Here is a 21,514-nt window from a genome sequence, read left to right as displayed (position 1 = left end):
CGCTGGGGCGCGAAGCGGCCCCAAACCCAGGCACCTCGGTGTGTCAGGCTTGTTCAGGATGGGGCTGCTTCGCAGCCCAGCGGGAGCAAGCTCCCTCGCCACAAAAGCGGTTCGACTCATCGGCTGGTTGTTTGGCCCAGCAAGTGACTCATCGCAATCTTCAGTTTCATCGGCCGCACCGGCTTGTGCATCAGTGTGTGCCCAAGCTCGCGGATCTGCTGTTTGAGTTCATTGCTGTAATTGGCGGTGATCATCATGGCCGGGATCGGTGAGGCACGGCAGGCGTTGATCCGGGCCACGGCGTCCACGCCGTTCTGGTCGTGATCCAGGTGGTAATCGGCGATCAGCAGGTCGGCTTCGGCACGGTAGCCGTCCACTTGCCGCGCCAGGTCCTGTTCCGACAGCGCAGTCACCACGAGGCAGCCCCAACCTTCGAGCAAGGTACGCATGCCGGCGCAGATCGCTCCATCATTATCCAGCACCCAGACCCGCGCCCCGCGCAGGCGTTCAAGCATGGGCTCGCTCATGTCCAGGCACGGCAGCGGCTTGGGCGCGGTGGCGCTGAGGGGCACCTCAATGGCGAATACCGAGCCTTTGCCCGGCCATGAGCGCACCCGGATCCGGTGCCCAAGTATCCTGGCGATCTTCTCGACAATCGCCAGCCCCAGGCCCAAGCCTCGATCCTGGTTCGGTCGCTGGACATCACCGCGCTTGAACTCCTGGAAAATCTCCTCCAGGCGATCCTGGGCGATGCCTATGCCAGAATCCCAGACCTCGATCGAAACACGATTGCCAAGACGCCGGCATCCCAGCAGAACCCGCCCGTTCGGGGTGTAGCGCAGCGCATTGCTCAGCAGGTTCCGCAGGATCCGCGCCAACAGTTGGATGTCACTGCGCACCAGCACCGAACAAGGTACGAAACACAATTCAAGACCCTCGCTGCGCGCCACTTGGCGATATTCGGCCGCCAGGTTGTCGAGCAATTCACTCAAGGCGAACGGCGCCACGTCGGCCTTGATCACGCCGGCGTCGAGCTTGGAGATATCCACCAGGGTGCCCAACAGGTTTTCCACGTCCTGCAGCGAATTGCTCACGTTGCGCACGAGGTGCGCGTTCGCCACCGGCTCGCGGCGCTCCAGCAAGGCGCTGGTGAACAGCCGCGCGGCGTTCAACGGTTGCAGCAGGTCATGGCTGACCGCCGCGAGGAATTTGGTTTTTGACAGGTTGGCCCGCTCGGCCTCGCGCTTGGCTTCGCGCAAGCGCAGTTCCACCCGGCTGCGCTCATCGATCTCGCGCAGCAACTGGTCGTTGAGGCTGGTCAGTTCAGCGGTGCGCTCCTGCACGCGCTGCTCCAGGTTTTGATAGGCCTGGTGCAACGCCTCGGCGGTGCGACGGCGCTCGGTGATGTCGCGGATCAGCACGAAGATCCCCACCACCTCGCCGTTGGCCAGCACGTTGGGCACATAGGAGCGCAGCATGTAGCGCTCCTGGTTGTTGATGTTGGTCTCGGCGAATTCGAACGTCACGCTCTCGCCCGCCAGCGCCCGGGCCACGTAGGCTTCCAAGCGCTGATAGTGCTGCTCGCTGTGGGCTTCTCGCAGGCTCTGGCCGAGCATCACGCCACGGGGCCAGCAATACCATTGCTCGTAGACCTTGTTGGTGAACTCATAGACCAGATCGGCGTTGAGATAGGCGATCAGCGCCGGAACGTGGTCGGTGATCAGGCGGATCCAGCGCTCGCTCTCGCTCAACGCCTCGGCGTGCTGGTAGCGCTCGGTGATGTCGGTGAAGGTGTTGACGTAGCCACCGGTGGGCAGTGGATGGGTGCGGATCTCCAGGACTCGGCCATCGGACAGCCGTTGCTCACACTCCTGGATCAGCCGGCCATTGCCATCGCGACTGGTCGGTGTGAGCAGTTGCAGTTCGCTGTCGGCGATGACCTCGTTGAACGGCCGATGGGCCGCTACCGGTGCCAGGCCACTGAGCTCCAGGAAGCGCCGGTTCCACAGTTCCAGCACGCCTTGAGCGTTGACCATCGCCACGCCCTGGGACAGGTTGTCCACGGCGCGCTGCAACAGATGGGATTTCTGCGCGATGGCCTGTTCCCGGCGCACGGTTTCACTGAGTTTGACGTCGGTGATATCGGTGAAGAGAATCACCCGGCCGCCTTCCTGGGTCGGCCGCTCACTGACTTGCAGCCAGCGCCCGTTCTGCAATCGGTACAGCACCGGTTCGTCGGGCTGGCCGCGGGTTTCTTCGCTGAACAAGCCGTTGGCGGTCATCAAACGCTTGACCTCGGCAAGGCGCATCCCCGCGATGATCCGCACCCTGCTGTGGGCCCAGAACGCCTTGAAACGGCTGTTGAACAGGACGATGCGCTGTTGCGCGTCAAACAGCACGAAGGCATCGGAAATGCTCTCGATCGCGTCGATCAAATGCCGATGGGCCGTTTCCGCCCGCAACCGCGCTTCGCCGAGCAAATGGTTGCCGGCCTTCAACTCGGCCATGGCTTGGTTCAAGGCGTCGGTACGCTCACGCACCTGTTCGGCCAGCACCACCGAATGCTGGAAGGCTGCGTATGGGTCGCTGCCGCGCGTCACGCCGGATTCCACCCGCTCGATCTGCGCTTCATTGATGCGCCGCAGCTTGCGGTTCTCATGCTCCAGAGCGGCGAGCTGCGCCTGCAGTTCAGCGATGGTCGGGGACGCGATGGCGGGCAATGGCAACTCCGGTGAATGTCTGGTTGATGTGCATGCCATTGAATTGCTCTCCATAGGTGTTGAACCCCATCACCCGATGTTCACGCAGGAACTGGCCGATCTGTTCCAGGCCGTCGCGATCTTCCAGCTCCAGGCGTCGAAGGAAACAGTCGCAGCCCAGGGTCAGCAGCAAGTCCCCGAGGCGCGCCTGCAAACCATCGAACAGATCTTGCAGGTTGTGCAGCAACGGCCCCGGGCTCATGGCGGTGAGGACGATGCCGTTCTCCACCGCGCAATAGAAACTCAGGCTCAGGTCCGAATGGACCTGCTGGATCGCTCGCACGTAGTACTGGTCGTTGATGCGCACGGCCAATGGATGGGCAGCGAAGACCCGGTAATCCAGCGCGTTTACCGGCACGCCAATGTGCCGTGCGTATTCTTCGGCCGCAGGCTCGGCGTTTAGCTCGTAGACCCTGCGCGTGGCGCTGTCGGCGCCGGTCACCACCAGTTTTTCCTGCCGGGGCAGGATGTGGTGGGTGGTAAACACTTCGAACTCCAGCCAAGTATTGATCAACACCACCACGGCCGCGCCGCTGTGGAATTGACCTTCAAAGTAGACGTGGGTGTGGGTCAGGTAATTGTCATCCCCGGCCGAGCCGCCGAAATGCGGGATGTCCCCCAGGGCGGCGCTCAAGGCTGCCAGCACCATCTCCTCGCGGCTGGACAAACCGTCGAGCAAGGTCAAGGCGAAGCTGTGGCCCTTGATCGGCGCCAAGGCGTTGCTGCGGCAACCACTGGCCAGGCGCTCGACCATCTGCTGGGCATCGATCAGGCTGAAGTGCTCCATTTCACCGATCAGTTCGGCAGCGATGGAAAAATGCCGGTGGTCGAAACCCACCGCCGTCACGCAGTTGCGGCCGTAACCTTGTGGCGTGATTTCCCCCGCGCTGGTGCAGCCCACCAGCCGGATCCCGCCAAAGCTGCGCGAAAGCGCCTGGCCCAGGGCAGGCAGATTGTATTCGGCGGAACAGAAAAACAGCACGAACCCCAGGTACGGGTGCAACAACTGTCGCGCCAGCTCCTGGGCCACTTGCTCGACGTCCGTTGCCTGGGACATGGCGCTGACCACGCCCTCGCTCTGGGCCTGCTGCATCTGCGCCTCCGACGGTGCGTGATAGAGCCTTGAGTGTACGAATCGACGCCCGGCCCACGAATGCTACTTGGGTAGCGGATGGACGCTTCCATGGGATGAGAACCGTGGCGGCCCCAGCCGCGATGCGCACGGTTGGGGCCGCCAGGAAAACTTTGTTGACGTGGATCGCTTCTGTGGCGAGGGAGCTTGCTCCCTCGCCACGGGTTGAGTAGTCCTTACCAGGTCAACACCGCCCCCACCGCGAAGGTATCGGTGTCTTCGTTCTGCGCGCTGGTGTCGTGGCCGTTGATTTCGAACTGGTTGTATTCGGCGACGAGCTTGAGGTTATCGTTGATGTCGTGGAACAGCGCGACACCGCGAGTCTCATAGTCGGCGCCGCTGCCGACCACGCCGTTTCCGTCGTCCTCGGTCTTGCCATAGGACAGCGCCAGGCGGTTCTTGCCCAGCTTGTAGGAGCCCTGCAAGAGGTAGCCCTTGCTGTCGACATTGCGCAACGTGGCCTCGCCGGCATTGTTTGTGAAGAACGGGTTGATACCCTTGGCCTGAAACCCCGAGCCGGTGAGCGACAGCCCACCCATCTTCGCCTGCACCCCATAACCCAAACCTTTGGACGTGACCGACTCGACGCTGGAGTCGGTGTTGTCGGAGGTCTGGTAGCTGCCGTTCAGCCAGCTGTAGATCTTCGCTGCGCCCAGGTCGAACTGATAAGTAACCTCGCTCTCTGTGCGAGGGTTCTCCTGGTAGGCCTTGCCGGTGGCGCTGCTGTCGTTGGTGTCCACTGGGTCCATGATGCCCACCGCCACGCGCAACCCGTCCATCACGGGGGTGCGATAGGTGATTTGCGACGTAGGGAACGGGTACGGATAACCGCTGCCGATATTGCCGAACGAGACGCCGCCGCCGTCCACCAGGCCCAAGGTGTCGCTGACCTGGCCATAACCGGCCAGCAGCTCATCGAGCAGGATGTTGGAACGGGCGAACAGGCCGAAGTCCTTGCCGATCAGCACTTCGCCCCACTCCGGGTTGGCGACGGTGCCGTAGAACTGGCGCACGTCGATGGCAGTGTCGGTGCCGTTGGTTTCGCTGTCGTTGATGGTCACCCAGAACGACGCCCGGGCGCCGAGCTTGAGATCATCGACCTGCTTGCCCATGTTGAAGCCCAGGTAGTTGGGCAAGAAGCCCATCTTGACCCGCGACTGGCGGCGGTCGAACTGTTCGCCGGCACGGTCCACGTCGCTGTTGACGTAGAAAGCGTTGATGTAGCCGTCGGTGGAAAAGGTCGTCTGGTCCTTGTCGTACAGCATGATTTCGGCGTGGGCCCAAGGCATCGGGGCGAGAGTCGAGAGGCCTGCGATGACCGCAGGCAAAAAACGCAGGCAGGTATTTTTATTGTTGTGCATGGCGCGCTCCGCAACAGGGGACGGGATGTCGGAGGCGATTATCGAAAGGCACCCGGGCGCGTCATACGCTGCCTTGGAAGTGATTGGCGGCTGCTTTGGCAGCGCAGGCCCGGCGCGGCAGTTTGTGTGTAAGACCCGGATGCCGCCGGGCGCGGTACTTTGGGTGTGGGCCGGTGGGTGGGTAGGATCAACTCGTTGTGCAGTGGTACCGAGTCGTCTGGTTTGGGGCTGCTGCGCAGCCCAGCGGGAGCAAGCTCCCTCGCCACAAAGCCGAGTACGACTTCGTTCCCTAATACAAGGTGATCCCGTGGCGAGGGAGCTTGCTCCCGCTGGCTTGCGCAGCAGGCCCCCTCGCCTTCAGCTCAGAACCTCGGCTTGACGGTCTTCCAATCCGGCCGATAACGGCGCATCTGCCGCACGTCATCGCGCTGACGAATGCCGCAGCTGAGGAACTGCTCGTGCAGCTTGCCCAGTTGATCGCGGTCCAGCTCCAACCCCAGGCCCGGCGCCCGGGTGATCTTCACGCAGCCGTCGACAAACGGAAGCTTGCCACCCTTGATCACTTCTTCATCCGGTTCCTGCCATGGGTAATGGGTGTCGCAGGCGTAATCCAGGTTCGGCACCGAAGCCGCCACGTGGGCCATGGCCATGAGGCTGATGCCCAAGTGCGAATTGGAATGCATGGAAACCCCCAGGCCAAAGGTGTCGCACATTTTCGCCAGTACCTGGGTGTCCCGCAGCCCGCCCCAATAATGGTGGTCGGCCAGGACGATCTGCACGCTGTCCTGGGCCACGCTTCGGCGGAACTCGTCAAAATCGGTGACCACCATGTTGGTCGCCAGCGGCAGGCCAGTGCGCTTGTGCAGCTCGGCCATGCCCTCCAGGCCAGGCGTCGGGTCTTCGTAATACTGAAGGTCGTCCCCTAGCAGCTCAGCCATGCGGATCGAGGTTTCCAGCGACCAGTTGCCGTTGGGATCGATGCGCAGCGGAAAGCCAGGAAACGCTTTTTTCAACGCCTTGATGCAGGCCACTTCATGCTCCGGCTCCAGGGCGCCGGCCTTGAGCTTGATGCTTTTGAACCCGTATTCCTCGATCATCCGCCGTGCCTGGGCGACGATCTGCTGCTCGTTCAGCGCTTCGCCCCAGTTGTCCGCAGGATATGGCGAGTCGATGTGCTCGGCATATTTGAAAAACAGGTATGCGCTGAACGGCACTTCATCGCGAATCGCACCGCCCAACAGGTCCACCAGCGGCACGTTCAGGTAATGCGCCTGCAAGTCCAGGCAAGCCACCTCGAAGGCCGAATAGGCATTGCTCACCGCTTTGCTCGCATGGGAGCCCGGCGCCAGTTCCGCCCCGGCAACGCTGGCCGGCTTGTGGGCCGCCACGGTGGCCTGAACGATGGCCCGCAACTGGTTGAGGTTGAACGGGTCCATGCCGACCAGTTGGTCCTGGACCTGTTGCTGGATCGCCAGGGCCGGCGCATCGCCGTAGCTCTCGCCGAGGCCGATGTAGCCGTTGTCGCTTTCGATCTCGATGATCGAGCGCAGCGCAAAGGGCTCATGGATGCCGCTGGCGTTAAGCAGCGGGGGGTCGCGGAAAGCGATGGGGGTGACGGTGACGCGTTTGATTTTCATGCAGCGGCTCCGGAAGGTGTGCGCGTCGATGATGGACGTCGCTGATTGTTCCCGTCTAATCTAACCTGGCACTTGATTGATACCAGGATTGAATCAATGTTTGAGCTGGCCCAACTGCGCTGCTTCACCACCGTGGCGACCGAACTCAACTTCCGTCGCGCCGCCGAACGCCTGAACATGACCCAACCACCCTTGAGCCGGCAGATCCAATTGCTGGAGCATCACCTGGGCGTCGAACTGTTCACCCGCAGCACCCGCAGCGTCGCCCTCACCGCCGCCGGCCGGGCGTTCTTCATCGAGGCGCAGAACCTGTTGCAACAGGCGCAGCAGGCAGCAGTGGCCGCCAAGCGCTTTGCCCAGGGCCATATCGGTTCGGTCACCATCAGCTTCGTCGGCAGCGCGGTGTATGAATTCCTGCCAAAGGTGATCGCCGAAGCGCGGCTCAAGCAACCGCAGGTGAAGATCGTCCTGTCGGAGATGAACACCTACCAACAACACGAAGCCCTGCGCGCCCGGCGCATCGACCTGGGCATCGTCCGCTCGCCGCTGCTGGAAACCGGCTACGCCACTGAGTGCCTGGTGCGCGAGCCGTTTGTCCTGGCCGTGCCTGCGGGCCACCCGCTGGCCAACGCCGAGTCTGTCAGCGTGCAGGACCTGGATGGACAGCCGTTCCTGATGTACGCCCACTCCGCCTACCCGCCCTTCAACGAACTGCTCACCGGCATGCTGCGCTCGGCCCGTGTCACTCCGCAGTTCGTGCAATGGCTGGGGTCTTCGCTGACCATCCTGGCGCTGGTCAACGCCGGCATGGGCCTGGCACTGGTGCCGCGTTGCGCGACCAGCGTGGCGTTCAGGCAGGTGGTGTTTCGCGAGATCGATCTGGGTGAAGGGGTGCAAAGTGAGCTGCATCTGGTTTGGCGGGAGGATAACGACAATCCGGCGTTTACGATGTTGCTGGAGGGGATTCGGGGGGCCGTTCGGGAGGGACTGTAGGCAAAATACCGTTTGCCCTTGTGGCGAGGACGCTTGCTCCCTCCCCACGTTGACCGTGCCCTATTCCAGTCTACCGTGACAAGTTGTACGATGACCGACGAGCACTAGATGCTCTGAATTCCCGATACTTACAAAAACAAGGAAAAAACCCATGAAAAAAGCATCATTGCTGATCGGTTTCGTTTGCCTCTTCAGCGGCTACGTCGCAGCCGCCGCACCGGCCGAAAAAGAGGTGGCCGAAGCTGTAGACCACCTGACCCAGGCCATGCTTCACAAAGACATCCCCCAACTCCAGGCCCTTGCCGCCGAGAACCTGACCTACGGCCACTCCAGCGGCAATATCCAGGACAAAAAAGCCTTCATCGCCGACATCGAAACCGGCAAGAGCGCATTCAAGACCCTGGAAATGAAAAATCAGAAAATCACCCTTTCTGGCGACGTGGCCCTGGTACGCAACCACTTCTCTGCCCAGGCGCTCAAGGGCACCGAAGTGGTCCCGACCGAAATCGAAAACTTCCAGATTTGGCAAAAACAGAACGGCAAATGGCTGCTGATTGGTCGTCAGGCATTCCGGTTCTGATAAGGGGCTGGGCCGGGAATCTCTGCGGCAAACGCATTATTTGAGCTTATGGTGATCCATTGTGGCGAGGGGATTTATCCCCGCTGGGCTCCGCAGCAGCCCCAACAGCGGCGGGTGTTCAATCTGGCACACCGAGCAGTCTGAGCGAGGACTGCTTCGCAGCCCAGCGGGGATAAATCCCCTCGCCACAGATCACAATCACCTCAAGTCGCGGCCCACTGCTCCCGGTACTGCAACAGAAAATCCACAAACGCCCGCACCCGCTGCGGCACGTACCGGCCATGGGGATACAGCAACGTGAACGGGCGCGAACGCCCCGCGAACGGTGTCAGCACTTCCACCAATTGCCCGTCCGCCAACTCTGTTTCAACGATGAATCGATAGGTCTGGAACAGCCCGGCGCCATGCTTGGCCAGCGTTACCCCGCCCAACACGTCGTCGGAACAGCAATACCCACCCTGCCCGAACACTTCCTTCTCCTTGCCCTCGACGTTGAACAACCAAGAGATACGACGACCACTGCTGGGCAGCTCGAATTGGATGCACTCGTGCGATTCCAAGTCTTCCAGCGTTTGCGGCGTGCCTACCCTGCGCAAGTAATCCGGGGACGCGACCACCGCCAGTTTCGCGTCTTCCAGCAACCGGGCGATCATCGAGGAGTCCGGCTGGGCCCGAACACGGATGGCGAGGTCATAACCTTCTGCGACAAAATCGATGTTGCGGTTGCTCAAGTGGACATCAACGGTGACTTGCGGGTATTGCGCGCGAAACGCCGGCAGCAGTGGCAGGATGCGGTGATGGCCGTAAGTCGTCGGCACGCTGATGCGCAGTTGCCCGGATGGCACGGATTGCGCCCCCATGACTTCCTGTTGCGCCTCGACCAATTGCGTCAATGCCTGACGGCATTGCTCGAAAAAAGTCCTGCCGGCGTCGGTCAGGCGGATGCTGCGGGTGGTGCGCACAAACAGGCGCGAACCCAGACGCTCTTCCAACCGAAAAATCGAGCGGCTCACCGCCGCTGGGGTCACGCCCGCCACCTGCGCCGCCGCCGTGAAACTGCCCGCCTCCGCCGCCAGACAGAAAAGCTCGATGCTGCCCAACTGCAAGTCTTCGAAGTGCCGCTTCATGATTCATTACACCGCGTATCAACTGAAGATTCCCGATGCCTGTTTATCAGGCCGTGGCGTATAAATACAGTGGTCCCTCGATTGCGCTGGATCTTCCCGCGCCTATTCTCGTCAACTGGAGTGCAGCATGCCTTTCGTCAATGTACGTATCACCCGCGACGGCGTTACCCGCGAACAGAAAGCCCAGGTGATTAGCGAAATCACCGAAACCCTGCAGCGTGTGTTGGGCAAGGACCCGCACCTGACCCATATCGTGATCGAGGAAGTCGACACCGATAACTGGGGTTATGCCGGCATGACGACGACGGAGTATCGAAGCAAACCCAAGGAGTAAGGCTTCGCCCTACCGAGCCCGGTCCGAATGACCGGGCTTTTTTCTGCCTGCCGAGTCGCTATCCCTGTGGGAGCGAGCTTGCTCGCGATAGCGGCGGGTCAGCCAGCCCACATGTGATTGATCTAATGCCATCGCGAGCAAGCTCGCTCCCACAGGGTGTAGCGTAGGTTCGATTGATTGATTACACCAAGTATCAACTCAAGTACCAGAACCCCCATTTATCAAACCCAAGCGCATCAATACCCTGATCACAACCAACGCCCAGACAGGCGCAGCGGTTCCTACTCAACGTGATCAGGAGTCAACATCATGAGCAATCAGAAAACCGTCATCATCACCGGCGCGTCCAGCGGCATTGGCCTTGGCTTGGTCAAGGCGTTCCTGGCTCGCGGCTATAACGTAGTGGGCAATGCCCGTTCCCAGTCGGGCCTGGACGATGCGGCCGGCCAGTTGGGCCATCCAGCGAGCTTCATCGGCGTGGCCGGAGACATTGCCGATCCGGCGACCTCTACCGCCCTTGTCGGCAAAGCCATCGCGGCGTTTGGCGCGGTTGATGGGCTGGTCAACAACGCCGGTTTTTTCCTGCCCAAACCCTTTGTCGAATACAGCCCGCAGGACCTGGAATCGCTGCTGGACACCAATCTCAAAGGGCTCGTCTACGCCAGCCAGGCCGCAGCCGCGCACATGATCGATCGCCAGCAGGGTTTCATCATCAACATTTCCGCCTCGGTGGCCTTGCAACCGAACATCCAGGTGCCGGCAGCACTGCCAGTGTTGATCAAGGGCGGCGTCAACCAGATGACCCGCGCCCTGGCCCTGGAGTTGTCGCCTTTCAACATCAAGGTCAACGCCGTGGCGCCCGGTATCATCGACACGCCGATGCATGACCCGGCGCACCGCGACTTCCTCAACAACCTGGCGCCGGCCGGTCGGGTGGGCACCATCGAAGAGATCGCCGAAGCCGTGTTGTACCTGGCGGGTGCCGACTTCACGACTGGCGCGGTCCTGCCGGTGGACGGCGGCATGAGCACCGGCAAATGGTGAAAAACAAAAACCCCGAAGGCAGAAACCTTCGGGGTTTTTCTTTAGCTCGAACCTACAGCGTGTAGGAGATGCCCGCCTGCACCGTCCGCGGTGCGCCCGGATAGGCGTAGACGCCACCAAACGCGCCCTCTTCGTAATCGGCGTCGAACAGGTTCTTCAGGTCCAGGTTGAGGCGAATGCGCTCGTTGACCTTGTAGTAGCCGAGCAGGTCGACCACCGTGTAGTCGTCCATGGTGAAGGTGGTGGCGGCGGTGTTGCCGGCCCGCTCATCCACATACCTGGCGCCCAGGCCCAGGCCTAGCCCCTTCAAGCCACCGTCCTGGAATTCATAGACGTTCAACAGGCTGACGGTGTTTTTCGGTACGTTGAGCAGCCGAGTACCGGTGGGGATGTTCTCGTCCTTGGTCACTTCGGCGTCCACATAGGCGTAGCCGCCGATGACGCGCCACTCCGGTGTCAGGTTGCCCGCCACGTTCAAGTCGAAACCACGGCTGCGCACTTCGCCAGCGGCGACGTTGAAGGTCGAATCCAACGGATCGGGCGTCAGCACGTTGCGTTTTTCGATCTGATAGACCGCCGCATCGACGCTCAACTGGCGATCCAGCGCTTCCCACTTAACGCCCATTTCATAGGACTTACCCTCTTCCGGCTTGAACCCGCCACCCTCGCGGCTCGCGCCGTTGTTGGGTTTGAACGAGCGCGCGGTGTTGGCATAGACCGCCACCGTGTCGGTCAGGTCATAGATCACGCCTAGGCGTGGGGTGACTGCATTGTCGGTAACCTCCCAGTTGCGGCTGCCGGGGCGTGCTTGGGGCACAAAGCTTTCATACTCATGCTCAAACCGCTCGAAACGCGCCCCCGCCAGCACCTTCAGCCGCTCGGTCAGCGCCACCTGGTCCTGGACAAACACGCCGAAGGTCTTGAGATTTTCCTGGTCGTCGGTTGGGGTGCGGGTCAAGGCCGGGCGCGGCTGGCCATAGACCGGATCGAAGATGTCGATCGGGTACGCGCCAGAACCACCGGCGGAACGCTGGATGATGGATTCGTAGCTGTAGTCTTCGTATTCCACACCCGTCAGCAGCGTATGTTCGAACCCTCCCGTGGAGAAGTGCCCGGTGAGGTTGAGCTGGGTATCGCGGTCGGTCCATTCCAGCTTGCGGTAGTTGAAGTTGCGCCCCAGGGTGCGCCCATCGGCGGCGATGCCGTTGCCTTCGACAGCGTTGCCCTGCAACGTGCCGTCGAGCCACTGGGTGCCACCGGCCAGGGTCCAGTCGTCGTTGAGCATGTGCTCGAAACGCACCTGCAGCATGTTGTTGTCGTTGTGCAACTTGCCGACGTCTTTTTCGCCGAAGAAAGTATCGCGGGACGCGGTGCCACGCTGGCCTGCGTAGTGCGTCAGGCCACGGTCCAGCGGCGCATTGTTGCGCATGAAGTCGCCTTCGAAGGTCAGGCGCGTGGTGTCGTTGACCTGCCAAGTGACCACAGGGGCGATGCCATAACGTTCGGTCTCGACATGATCGCGGAACGTATCGCCGCCCTCGCCCACCACATTCAAGCGATAAGCCAGGCGGCCTTCGTCATCCAACGGGCCGGACGCATCCAAGGTGCCGCGACGCATTCCCTGATCGCTGATCTGACTGCCCAGGGTCACCGTGCGCTCGGCCAATGGTTGCTTGGACACTACGTTGAAGGTGCCGCCGGGATCGCCACGCCCATACAGCATGGACGCCGGCCCACGCAGCACTTCCAGACGCTCGATGGTGTTGGCATCGGGCATGTTCGGGTAACCCCGATTGATCGGGAAGCCGTTGCGGTAGAACTCGCCCGTGGTAAAGCCACGCACGGTAAACGTGGTCAGGCCCTGGCCGCCGAAATTGTTCCCCCTGCCGACGCCCCCAGCGTAATCGAGGGCATCTTGCAGGCGCGTGGCGCTGAGGTCTTCGACCACATCGCGGGACACGACAGAAATCGACTGCGGGGTTTCGTGGATAGCGGTGTCGGTACGCGTGGCGCTGGCGGAACGGGTGGCGTGGTAGCCCTTTACCGGGCCTTGTGCAGTCTCGAAGTCCGAGGTGCCGACAATGTCGGTGGCTTGCAACTCCAGCGGCGCCTTGTCCGTGGAAACGGGCTCTTCTGCCCAGGAGGAGATGGAATAAGCTTGGAGCACACACAGTGAAACGAGTATCCGACGCATCGACACACAATCCTAATGAAAGACGCCGCCTCAAGGGCGACAAGAATGTGTCGCGAAAGATACAGCAACTCATTCCTATTTGACATCTATTCCCATTAGTACCCCCGTTCCAGCTGTGGAAACTTGTCGAATTTGCCTGAGAAACGCCTGGGCCCGGGCATCCTGGGTGAACGCAACGTTCAGCCGCAACCAGTCGCAGGCACCCCCCTCTGGCAGGAACGACGACCCTTGGGACAACTGAACCTGCAGCTGCTTGGCGATCTGTCGCACCCGCTCGGCCGGCACAAGACGAGGCCGCGCCCACACGAACAGCCCGCCACTGGGCTCGGCAAACACTTCCCAGTGCGTCGGGTCAAGCTGACGCAACGTGCTCGCCATCTGCTTGTTCAGGCGCCCGCGAAGGCGCTGGATCAGCTTGCGATACGCCCCGTTCGCCAACAGCGTCGCCACGACGTTTTCCGTCAGCAATGAACAACCAATACCGGTCACCATCTTGACCTGCGCCAGGCGCTGGATGATTTCAGGCTGGGCGACGACGTAGCCGATGCGCAACGAGCTGGACAAGGTCTTGGAAAAACTCGCCAGGTAGATCACCCGGTCCAGGGCATCGAGGGAGGCCAGGCGCGACGTCGGGCCGTTCTGGAAATCGGCGTAGATATCATCCTCGATGAGCCGAAAGTCGTGCAGCGTCGCCAGTTGCAACAGGCGATAGGCCACGCTCGGCGCAAGGCTGGTGCCGGTGGGGTTCTGGTACATGCTGTTGATGAAGAAATACGTGGGCTTGTGCGCTTTGAGCAACTGCTCCAGCCGGGCGATATCCGGACCATGGGCGGTTCTCGGCACCGCCAGGGTCCTGACTCCATGCAGCTTCAGCAGGTTGAACAGGTTGTAATAGCCAGGGCTCTCCACCAACACCAGGTCACCGGGCTTGAGCAGCGTGCGCACCAACAGGTCCAAGCCATGGCTGGCGCCTTGGGTGGTGATGATCTGGCGAGGATCGACGTGAATGTCGATCAGGCCCAGGCGCTTCTGGATTTGCAGGCGCAGATCAGCCGAGCCCAACGGCGTGCTGTAATTGAACAGCGCTTTATTGTCACTGCGCACCACCTGCCGGATCGCCTGGCCCAGGTCGGTGTCATCGCGCCACGCGTCCGGCAGCCAGCCGCAACCCAGCTTGAGCTGGGTCGATTCGTTGTCGAACAGCGGCCAGGATATCGCCTCATCCTCGATCTGCGCCGCCAGCGCCTGGGGTAACTGCTGGGCCACGAAAAAACCCGAACCATGCCGCGATTCCAATACGCCGCTGGCGACCAGTTGGTCATATGCCTTGATCACGCTCGACAGGCTCAAGCCGTTTTCCGTCGCCAACTGGCGGATCGAAGGCATTCGCGCACCGGGGCGGATGCCATGGGTATCGATCCACGCGGCTAGGCTGGCAACCAGTTGCCGGACCACGCTTCCCCTGGCGTTGCGATCGATGTTCAGGTCCATGGCGCGGCGTCTCGGCTAAGTGTTCTTGAATTTCGAGCAAACAGTTAAACATAAAAGCCCCCCGTCTGTTCCTTGTTTGCCTGCTGTCCGGCGGTGATAGTCCGCCCAGGCTCACACTTTTGCAGGATCTCTCTTGGACGCACAGCAACGACATTCATGGGGCCTGGCCTTTGGTCTGTGCCTGATCACCCTGGCGGTCAACCTGCAGGCGCCGCTGTACACCACCTATGCGCAGCTTTCCGGTTACGGCGCAGGCGCCACGGCGGTGGCGTTTTCCGGTTATGTGCTCGGCGTGTTGCCCGTGCTGCTGGCGTTCGGCGGACTGGCCGACCGGATGGGCCGCAAACCGTTGATCCTGGTGGCGCTTGGCCTGTCGATGCTGGCAACGGTCATCACCTCGATCTGGCCCAACCTGATAGCGCTGGGCGTGGCGCGCCTGATGATGGGCGTCGGCACCGGGTTGGCCTCGGCGACTTCCACGGCCTACATGGTGGAATTGATGCCGACCGGCGATGCCCGGTCGCCGGCAAACCGGGTCACCGCCAGCACCTCCCTGGGTTTTGGATTGGGCGCGGCGTTGACCAGCCTTTTCCTGTTCGTCCATCACAGCGTTACGCCAGGCAGTTTCTGGGTGCAGTTGGCGTTGGCCGCCCTGGCGATCGTCGTGGTCGCGCGACTGCCAGACCCAGCCCCGAAAATCAGGCACGCGCCGCTGTTGCGCCTGCCGTTGTTCCCTGCTGGCAGCCTGCCCTACAGCTTCTCCATGCTGCTGGCCTGGGCGACTTCCGGGCTGGTGATCGCCATCCTGCCTTCGGTGCTCGCGGCCCATGACTTGCAGCGATGGTCCGGCCTGTCGACCTTCACCGTGATCAGTTGCGGGCTGATCTTCCAGCCTTGGGTGAAACGCATGCAGCCGGCCAGGGCCACGGGATTGGGGCTGCTCGTCTTGCCTTTGAGCTATGCGCTGCTCGCCTGGGGCGCGAGCCAGGGTTCGCTGGCCGCCGTGCTGCTCGGCGCACTGGGGGCCAGCAGTGCGTGCTATGGCTTTCTTTACCTCGGCGGACTGTCGGCGATCACGGCCATGGCCGGTACGCAAAAAGCCCGAGTCAGCGCCGGTTTCTTCCTCTTCGCCTATGTCGGGTTCAGCATTCCGGTCGTGGTGACGGGTTGGATGGCTGACCATTTCGGCGCTGATGTCGCGTTGACGGTGTTTGGCCTGGCGTTGCTGGCAGGCGCAACGATCACCGGGTTGCGCATCGTCCGGACGCAGGCTTTCATCACCCAACCCTCCCACGGCTGAATAAACCCTTCGCCACAATGGCCAACGTCGCTCGACATCACGGCAGGCAGGTCGTATACCATATCCCCACCTCAGCCAAACGACCGTCGCCGTGACTTTATCCAAATTCAACCTGCCCGACCTGGGCAACACCCCGTCCACCTCGGAAATCATTACCCGCCACTTGCGCGACGCTATCGTGGCCGGGCTTTTCGCCGAGGACGAGCCGATTCGCCAGGACGACATCGCCCGGCAATTCAACGTCAGCAAGATCCCCGTGCGCGAAGCGCTCAAGCGCCTGGAAGCCGAGGGCCTGGTGATGTTCCAGCGCAATCGCGGGGCGATGGTTACGCGGATCTCCGAGGCGGAACTGGCGCAGATGTTCGAGGTGCGGATGTTGCTGGAGGACAAGGTGCTGCGCCTGGCGATCCCCAACATGACCGACGCGACCTTCGCCCGTGCCGAAAGCATCTGCCGGGAGTTCATCGGCGAGGACGACGTCGGCCGCTGGGCCGAGCTGAACTGGCAGTTGCACGCCTGCCTTTATGAACCGGCGCAACGGCCCTTCATGGTGAGCCTGATCCGCTCGGTTCACGACAAACTCGAACGTTACCTGCGCATGCAGATGAGCCTGTCGGCCGGCAAGGATCGCGCCGACCATGAGCACCGCGAAATCCTCGACGCCTGCCGCGCCGGTGACGTGGAGCGCGCGGTGAAACTGCTGGACGAACATATCGCCGGGGTCTGCAGGACGCTGTTCGAGTTCTTGCCTTCCGGTCACTGATCACGATTGCCTTATTTCCCGCATTGGCCTATTCCAAAAACATAGAAACAAAGCGCCCGTTGCAACTTGCGCCTGATTTGTTAGGCTCTCGCGCACCTACTTTTGCCAGGGACGGCATATGTCTAATCAGCACCGGTTGAGCATGAGCTCATTCAATCAAAGCGACGCAGCTTCGTCCGTCGCAGCGTCAAACATCACCCCAGATACAATCGTCTCAGCGTTCAATCAGCCCATCATCGACACGCTGACTGTCACGGCGCAGATAAAGAATACTTACTACGCGGGAACCGACGACACACTATTGATATCAATGGGACCGTACAACGAGTTACAGACTTACATCGAAGCCCCGAGAGTCGGTCAGACGATTCACATTTCGATTGATATCCAAAGGATGTTTGGCAGGTCGAGCATTTCGCTATCGGACATTCGCGGCCTGACGTTCTATCAAGCGCCTGTGCCGCACCCGATCATCTCGGATGCCTGGGAACTCGAGTCGCTACTGATTACCGCCAACGATATCTACACCAACGCAATGAATAAAATAGATACGTGGATTTTTAACAAATCACCGCATCTTCGCCCGGTATGGTCAGGCATCGTGGATTTCTCCAACTGGACGAACTCCGATCGTCGCCCCTTAGATCTGAGCGCTCAGACGTATCCAATACGCTGGATGCCGTATATCAGTGACTTGACCCGCTGGCGCTGTTACAACCCGGCACAACTAGAAGGGGTGGGTCAACTGCTCGGCGTCTGGAACGGCAAGTTGATCGGTAATCAACTGAAAGGTCAAACAAGCGAACTCCTTGCCCCAAACAGCGAATCCAACAGCTATACATGGGTATATACGCCTGAGGGATCGATTATTTATAAGCGCTGGGAACATGCCAAACCATCGGAGTATTTAAGACACAGTCAACTTGGAAGCGGCAGACCGGTCATTTGCGCGGGAGAGTTCAGGGTCAAGGAACACCGTATGCAAAATGTCCTAGCGATGGTCAACGATGCCTCCGGACACTACAAACCCGACGGAGGAGCCTGCTTGCGCTATGTGGCGGAGAAGCTCGAGTCTATCAATATCGATACAAGCCATACCGAATGGCGATGGACAAACGCACGCAGTTGATGACGGTTCGGCCTCGTCTCGCACACTATGCCGATTTCGTCATCACCGACAACTAAAACCATCAAGCCGCCACCCCCCGGCGCGCGCCACGCTTGTGTCCACTCATCTGAACGGACGTGGCGCCATGAAACGCATCACCGTGATCGACTCCCACACCGGCGGCGAACCGACCCGACTGGTGACCGATGGCTTCCCCGACCTGGGCCAGGGCAGCATGGCCGAACGCAGGCAGCGCCTGGCCGAGCAGCACGACGCCTGGCGCACCGCGTGCGTCCTGGAACCGCGCGGCAGCGATGTGCTGGTGGGCGCGTTGCTGTGCGAACCGGTGGACCCGACCGCCTGTGCCGGGGTGATCTTTTTCAATAACAGCGGCTACCTGGGCATGTGCGGCCACGGCACCATCGGCCTGGTGGCGTCATTGGCTCATCTGGGCCGGATCGGCCCGGGCGTGCACAGCATCGAGACACCGGTGGGCACAGTGCAGGCGACGTTGCACGAGGATCGCTCGGTCAGCGTGCGCAACGTGCCGGCCTACCGTTACCGCCAAGGGCTGCGCCTGGAGGTGCCGGGCATCGGGCCGGTGTCTGGCGATGTGGCGTGGGGCGGGAATTGGTTTTTCCTGATCGCCGACCACGGGCAACGCGTGGCGGGCGACAACCTGGAAGCACTGACCGCCTACACCTTCGCCGTGCAACAAGCCCTGGAGCAACAGGGGTTTCGCGGCGAGGACGGCGGGCTGATCGATCATATCGAGCTGTTCGCCGACGATCCCCAGGCCGACAGCCGCAATTTCGTGCTGTGCCCCGGCAAAGCCTATGACCGCTCTCCCTGCGGCACCGGCACCAGCGCCAAACTGGCGTGCCTGGCGGCCGACGGCAAACTGCAACCCGGGCAGATCTGGCGCCAGGCCAGCGTCATCGGCAGTGAATTCGAAGGGTCGTATGAACGTTCAGGCGAGCGCATCGTGCCGACCATTCGCGGCCGGGCCTATATCAGTGCTGAAAGCACCTTGCTCCTCGAGCCGGACGATCCGTTCGCTTGGGGCATTCGTCCGTGAGCCAAGGCCATGTCGCAGACGTGATCATCGTCGGCGCCGGCATCATCGGCGCCGCCTGCGCGCAAGCCTTGGCCCAGCGTGGTTTGAAGGTGCTGGTGCTGGACGCCGGTTGGCACGGCGCCACGGCGGCCGGCATGGGCCACTTGCTGGTACTCGATGACAACCCGGCGGAGCTGGCTCTGAGCCAATACTCCCTGCGACGCTGGCGCCAGATGGCCCCCGATCTTCCAGAACGCTGCGCCTGGCGCAACAACGGCACGTTGTGGCTGGCGGCCAACGCCGAAGAGATGGCCGTGGCCCACGGCAAATACATGAACCTGATGGCCCATGACGAAGCCTGTGAACTGATCGGCCGAGCCGCACTGCTCCAGCGCGAACCGGAACTGCGGCCCGGCCTCGAAGGCGGGCTGCTGATCAAGGGCGACGGCATTCTCTACGCACCCGCGGCCGCCCGCTGGATGCTCGATCACGCCAACATTCGCCATCAACGGGCGCAAGTCAGCGAAGTGGACGGTCACCGCGTGCGCCTCGCAGGGGGCGGTTGGCTCAGCGCCGACGCAGTCGTGCTCGCCAACGGCATCCAGGCCACCGAGCTGTGCCCGGAGCTGCCGATCGAACCCAAGAAGGGGCACCTGTTGATCACCGACCGCTACCCCGCCACTGTCACCCATACCTTGGTTGAGCTGGGTTACGTCACCAGCGCTCACAACGCCAGCGGACCGTCGGTGGCGTGCAACATCCAACCGCGCCCGACGGGACAACTGTTCATCGGCGCTTCGCGGCAGTTCGGCAATGTCGACCCAGAGGTGGAAGGCTGGATGCTGGCGAAAATGCTCAAGCGTGCCGTGGACTACATGCCTGGCCTGGCGCACCTCAACGGTATCCGCGCCTGGACAGGCTTTCGCGCGGCGACCCCCGACGGCTTGCCACTGGTGGGCCAACATCCGCAGCGCAAGGACCTATGGCTGGCGGTGGGTCATGAAGGGCTCGGCGTTACGACCGCACCGGCGACGGCCGACTTGCTGGTCGCCCAGCTACTCAACGAAACCGCGCCGCTGGCCGCGCAACCTTACCTGCCGCAACGTTTCCTGGGAGAAGCGGTCCATGCCTGAGTTATTCCTCGATGGCCGCCCGCTCTCGGTGGCCGATGGCACCAGCGTCGCGGCGGCATTGGCGTTGGGTGCTGACGGTTGCAGTCGCACCTCGGTCAGCGGCCAACGCCGGGCCCCCTTGTGTGGCATGGGCATCTGCCAGGAATGCCGGGTGATGATCGACGGCCGCCGGCGCCTGGCGTGCCAGACGCTGTGCCGCGACGGCATGCGCGTGGACACCCGACCATGACCGAACTCGCCGACATCCTCATCATCGGCGCCGGCCCCGCCGGCATGGCCGCTGCGCTGGCCGCGGCACGCAGCGGGGCGCGCATCGTGCTGCTGGACGACAACCCGAGCCCTGGCGGACAGATCTGGCGCGACGGTCCCCAGGCCAGCCTGCCTGCCCAGGCGGGTCGGATGCGTGATCGTCTGAACGCCTGCACTAATGTGTACTGCCACGCCGGCACCCGGGTCATTGCCTGCGCGGGCGAGAAGACACTGTTGGTGGAAAACGCCGAGCAGGGATGGCTGATCCGCTACGAGCGGCTGATTCTTTGCACGGGCGCGCGGGAACTGCTGCTGCCCTTCCCTGGCTGGACACTGCCCGGCGTCACCGGTGCCGGTGGCTTGCAGGCACTGATCAAGGGCGGCCTGCCGGTGCGCGGCGAACGCCTGGTGATTGCCGGCAGCGGCCCGTTGTTGTTGGCCAGCGCGGCGACGGCCAGGCACCACGGGGCGCAAATATTGCGCATCGCCGAACAAGCCAGCGGTGCCGCCGTTACAGGTTTTGCCATGCAGTTGCCGCACTGGCCGGGCAAGTTGACGCAGGCGTTCAGCCTGTTCGATTCCCACTACCGCGTCGGCACGCATGTGCTGGAAGCCTTGGGACGGGACAAGCTCGAAGGCGTGCGCCTGCAACAGCGGGGCAAGACTGTGGAATTGGCGTGCGACCGGTTGGCCTGCGGATTCGGCCTGATTCCCAATACCCAGCTGGGTCAGGCGTTGGGCTGCGAGCTGGCTGGACAAGCCCTAGCGGTTGACGCCTGGCAGGCCACCACGCGCCGTGATCATTACGCCGCTGGAGAGTGCACCGGTTTCGGTGGCAGCGAACTGGCCCTGGTGGAAGGCGCCATCGCCGGTCACGTCGCCGCCGACGACACCTCGGCAGCCGAACGCCTCTGGCCTCGCCGGGCGCGGTGGCAGGGCTTTGCCCTGGCGTTGAACAAGGCTTTCGCCCTAGATGCTCGTTTGAAAGGCCTGGCCCGGGGCGACACCTTGGTGTGTCGCTGTGAAGACGTGGCCTATGCAGAACTGAGCAGCCATGCCGACTGGCGCGAAGCAAAACTTGCCAGCCGCTGCGGGATGGGCGCCTGCCAGGGTAGGGTTTGCGGCGCGGCGCTGGAGCATCTGTTTGGCTGGGCGCCGCCGGCTCCTCGTCCACCGTTCAGTCCGGCACGGGTTGAGACGTTGCTTAATCTGGCAGATGAGTGAGCCACGCGTACGGCGTGACAAGCACCTC

18 protein-coding genes are annotated in these 21,514 nt (G+C 62.1%); 11 read left to right on the top strand and 7 right to left on the bottom strand.

Annotated features, from left to right (window positions below):
• Positions 1-116: 116 nt before the first annotated feature.
• From nahK to J3Q04_RS12450, 4 genes are all read right to left on the bottom strand, one after another.
• Positions 117-2,759, bottom strand: a complete 2,643-nt coding sequence (nahK, locus tag J3Q04_RS12465; protein WP_434605802.1) for a hybrid sensor histidine kinase/response regulator NahK/ErcS' — start codon at positions 2,757-2,759, stop codon at positions 117-119.
• Positions 2,689-3,852: a nitric oxide-sensing protein NosP gene (nosP, locus tag J3Q04_RS12460; RefSeq protein ID WP_434605804.1), complete on the bottom strand. Its 1,164-nt coding sequence runs from the start codon at positions 3,850-3,852 to the stop codon at positions 2,689-2,691. Before nosP ends, nahK begins: the two co-directional genes overlap by 71 nt.
• Positions 3,853-4,067: 215 nt before the next feature.
• On the bottom strand, positions 4,068-5,252 hold the full coding sequence (locus tag J3Q04_RS12455) for a porin (RefSeq protein WP_434558904.1): 1,185 nt from the start codon (positions 5,250-5,252) through the stop codon (positions 4,068-4,070).
• 362 nt (positions 5,253-5,614) lie between these two features.
• Positions 5,615-6,889 (bottom strand): glucarate dehydratase family protein, encoded by a 1,275-nt coding sequence (locus J3Q04_RS12450; protein ID WP_434558906.1) that lies wholly within the window; start codon positions 6,887-6,889, stop codon positions 5,615-5,617.
• Positions 6,890-6,985: 96 nt separating this feature from the next.
• Here J3Q04_RS12450 and J3Q04_RS12445 point away from each other — a divergent pair, with 96 nt between their 5' ends.
• Complete coding sequence (locus J3Q04_RS12445) at positions 6,986-7,882, top strand: LysR substrate-binding domain-containing protein (RefSeq protein WP_434605806.1); 897 nt, start codon at positions 6,986-6,988, stop codon at positions 7,880-7,882.
• Between the two features lie 151 nt (positions 7,883-8,033).
• On the top strand, positions 8,034-8,462 hold the full coding sequence (locus J3Q04_RS12440; protein WP_420763875.1) for a nuclear transport factor 2 family protein: 429 nt from the start codon (positions 8,034-8,036) through the stop codon (positions 8,460-8,462).
• Positions 8,463-8,665: 203 nt separating this feature from the next.
• On the opposite strand, the gene J3Q04_RS12435 is transcribed toward J3Q04_RS12440, so the two are convergent.
• Positions 8,666-9,589: a LysR substrate-binding domain-containing protein gene (locus J3Q04_RS12435; RefSeq protein ID WP_434605807.1), complete on the bottom strand. Its 924-nt coding sequence runs from the start codon at positions 9,587-9,589 to the stop codon at positions 8,666-8,668.
• A gap of 127 nt (positions 9,590-9,716) precedes the next feature.
• Between J3Q04_RS12435 and J3Q04_RS12430 the strand changes: the two genes are divergently transcribed.
• Positions 9,717-9,923, top strand: coding sequence for a tautomerase family protein (locus J3Q04_RS12430; protein ID WP_030140737.1), 207 nt, complete (start codon positions 9,717-9,719; stop codon positions 9,921-9,923).
• 309 nt (positions 9,924-10,232) lie between these two features.
• Complete coding sequence (locus tag J3Q04_RS12425) at positions 10,233-10,967, top strand: SDR family NAD(P)-dependent oxidoreductase (protein ID WP_434558910.1); 735 nt, start codon at positions 10,233-10,235, stop codon at positions 10,965-10,967.
• A 52-nt stretch (positions 10,968-11,019) separates the two neighbouring features.
• Here the strand turns inward: J3Q04_RS12425 and J3Q04_RS12420 are convergent, their stop codons facing one another.
• Both J3Q04_RS12420 and J3Q04_RS12415 read right to left on the bottom strand, forming a co-directional pair.
• Entirely contained in the window at positions 11,020-13,161 is a 2,142-nt protein-coding gene (locus tag J3Q04_RS12420; protein WP_434605809.1) for a TonB-dependent siderophore receptor, read from the bottom strand.
• Positions 13,162-13,236: 75 nt separating this feature from the next.
• Complete coding sequence (locus J3Q04_RS12415) at positions 13,237-14,652, bottom strand: PLP-dependent aminotransferase family protein (RefSeq protein WP_434605811.1); 1,416 nt, start codon at positions 14,650-14,652, stop codon at positions 13,237-13,239.
• A 133-nt stretch (positions 14,653-14,785) separates the two neighbouring features.
• Between J3Q04_RS12415 and J3Q04_RS12410 the strand changes: the two genes are divergently transcribed.
• From J3Q04_RS12410 to J3Q04_RS12380, 7 genes are all read left to right on the top strand, one after another.
• Complete coding sequence (locus J3Q04_RS12410) at positions 14,786-15,952, top strand: MFS transporter (RefSeq protein ID WP_434605813.1); 1,167 nt, start codon at positions 14,786-14,788, stop codon at positions 15,950-15,952.
• Between the two features lie 91 nt (positions 15,953-16,043).
• Positions 16,044-16,715: a GntR family transcriptional regulator gene (locus tag J3Q04_RS12405; RefSeq protein ID WP_434605815.1), complete on the top strand. Its 672-nt coding sequence runs from the start codon at positions 16,044-16,046 to the stop codon at positions 16,713-16,715.
• A 118-nt stretch (positions 16,716-16,833) separates the two neighbouring features.
• A complete protein-coding gene (locus J3Q04_RS12400) occupies positions 16,834-17,844 on the top strand; it encodes a hypothetical protein (RefSeq protein WP_434605817.1) in 1,011 nt (336 codons plus the stop codon).
• Positions 17,845-17,968: 124 nt separating this feature from the next.
• Positions 17,969-18,901 carry a 4-hydroxyproline epimerase gene (locus tag J3Q04_RS12395; protein WP_434605818.1) on the top strand — a complete coding sequence of 311 codons (933 nt, stop codon included), beginning with the start codon at positions 17,969-17,971 and terminating at the stop codon, positions 18,899-18,901.
• Entirely contained in the window at positions 18,898-20,013 is a 1,116-nt protein-coding gene (locus J3Q04_RS12390; protein WP_434605820.1) for an NAD(P)/FAD-dependent oxidoreductase, read from the top strand. The genes J3Q04_RS12395 and J3Q04_RS12390 overlap by 4 nt, the downstream gene beginning before the upstream one ends.
• Positions 20,006-20,242 (top strand): 2Fe-2S iron-sulfur cluster-binding protein, encoded by a 237-nt coding sequence (locus tag J3Q04_RS12385; protein ID WP_420763865.1) that lies wholly within the window; start codon positions 20,006-20,008, stop codon positions 20,240-20,242. Before J3Q04_RS12390 ends, J3Q04_RS12385 begins: the two co-directional genes overlap by 8 nt.
• Positions 20,239-21,486: an FAD-dependent oxidoreductase gene (locus J3Q04_RS12380; RefSeq protein ID WP_434605822.1), complete on the top strand. Its 1,248-nt coding sequence runs from the start codon at positions 20,239-20,241 to the stop codon at positions 21,484-21,486. The genes J3Q04_RS12385 and J3Q04_RS12380 overlap by 4 nt, the downstream gene beginning before the upstream one ends.
• Positions 21,487-21,514: the final 28 nt, after the last annotated feature.

The organism is Pseudomonas sp. D4-21, from assembly GCF_051132125.1.
Classification (GTDB): domain Bacteria; phylum Pseudomonadota; class Gammaproteobacteria; order Pseudomonadales; family Pseudomonadaceae; genus Aquipseudomonas.
The sequence above is the reverse complement of the archived record's forward strand: the minus strand, read 5'-3'. Positions and strand labels throughout refer to the sequence as shown.

Excerpts from the sequence above, each read along its gene's own strand:
- nahK (WP_434605802.1), bottom strand. The coding sequence starts at position 2,759 with ATGGCATGCACATCAACCAGACATTCACCGGAGTTGCCATTGCCCGCC.
- nosP (WP_434605804.1), bottom strand. The coding sequence starts at position 3,852 with ATGCAGCAGGCCCAGAGCGAGGGCGTGGTCAGCGCCATGTCCCAGGCA.
- J3Q04_RS12455 (WP_434558904.1), bottom strand. The coding sequence starts at position 5,252 with ATGCACAACAATAAAAATACCTGCCTGCGTTTTTTGCCTGCGGTCATC.
- J3Q04_RS12450 (WP_434558906.1), bottom strand. The coding sequence starts at position 6,889 with ATGAAAATCAAACGCGTCACCGTCACCCCCATCGCTTTCCGCGACCCC.
- J3Q04_RS12445 (WP_434605806.1), top strand. The coding sequence starts at position 6,986 with ATGTTTGAGCTGGCCCAACTGCGCTGCTTCACCACCGTGGCGACCGAA.
- J3Q04_RS12440 (WP_420763875.1), top strand. The coding sequence starts at position 8,034 with ATGAAAAAAGCATCATTGCTGATCGGTTTCGTTTGCCTCTTCAGCGGC.
- J3Q04_RS12435 (WP_434605807.1), bottom strand. The coding sequence starts at position 9,589 with ATGAAGCGGCACTTCGAAGACTTGCAGTTGGGCAGCATCGAGCTTTTC.
- J3Q04_RS12430 (WP_030140737.1), top strand. The coding sequence starts at position 9,717 with ATGCCTTTCGTCAATGTACGTATCACCCGCGACGGCGTTACCCGCGAA.
- J3Q04_RS12425 (WP_434558910.1), top strand. The coding sequence starts at position 10,233 with ATGAGCAATCAGAAAACCGTCATCATCACCGGCGCGTCCAGCGGCATT.
- J3Q04_RS12420 (WP_434605809.1), bottom strand. The coding sequence starts at position 13,161 with ATGCGTCGGATACTCGTTTCACTGTGTGTGCTCCAAGCTTATTCCATC.
- J3Q04_RS12415 (WP_434605811.1), bottom strand. The coding sequence starts at position 14,652 with ATGGACCTGAACATCGATCGCAACGCCAGGGGAAGCGTGGTCCGGCAA.
- J3Q04_RS12400 (WP_434605817.1), top strand. The coding sequence starts at position 16,834 with ATGTCTAATCAGCACCGGTTGAGCATGAGCTCATTCAATCAAAGCGAC.
- J3Q04_RS12395 (WP_434605818.1), top strand. The coding sequence starts at position 17,969 with ATGAAACGCATCACCGTGATCGACTCCCACACCGGCGGCGAACCGACC.
- J3Q04_RS12385 (WP_420763865.1), top strand. The coding sequence starts at position 20,006 with ATGCCTGAGTTATTCCTCGATGGCCGCCCGCTCTCGGTGGCCGATGGC.
- J3Q04_RS12380 (WP_434605822.1), top strand. The coding sequence starts at position 20,239 with ATGACCGAACTCGCCGACATCCTCATCATCGGCGCCGGCCCCGCCGGC.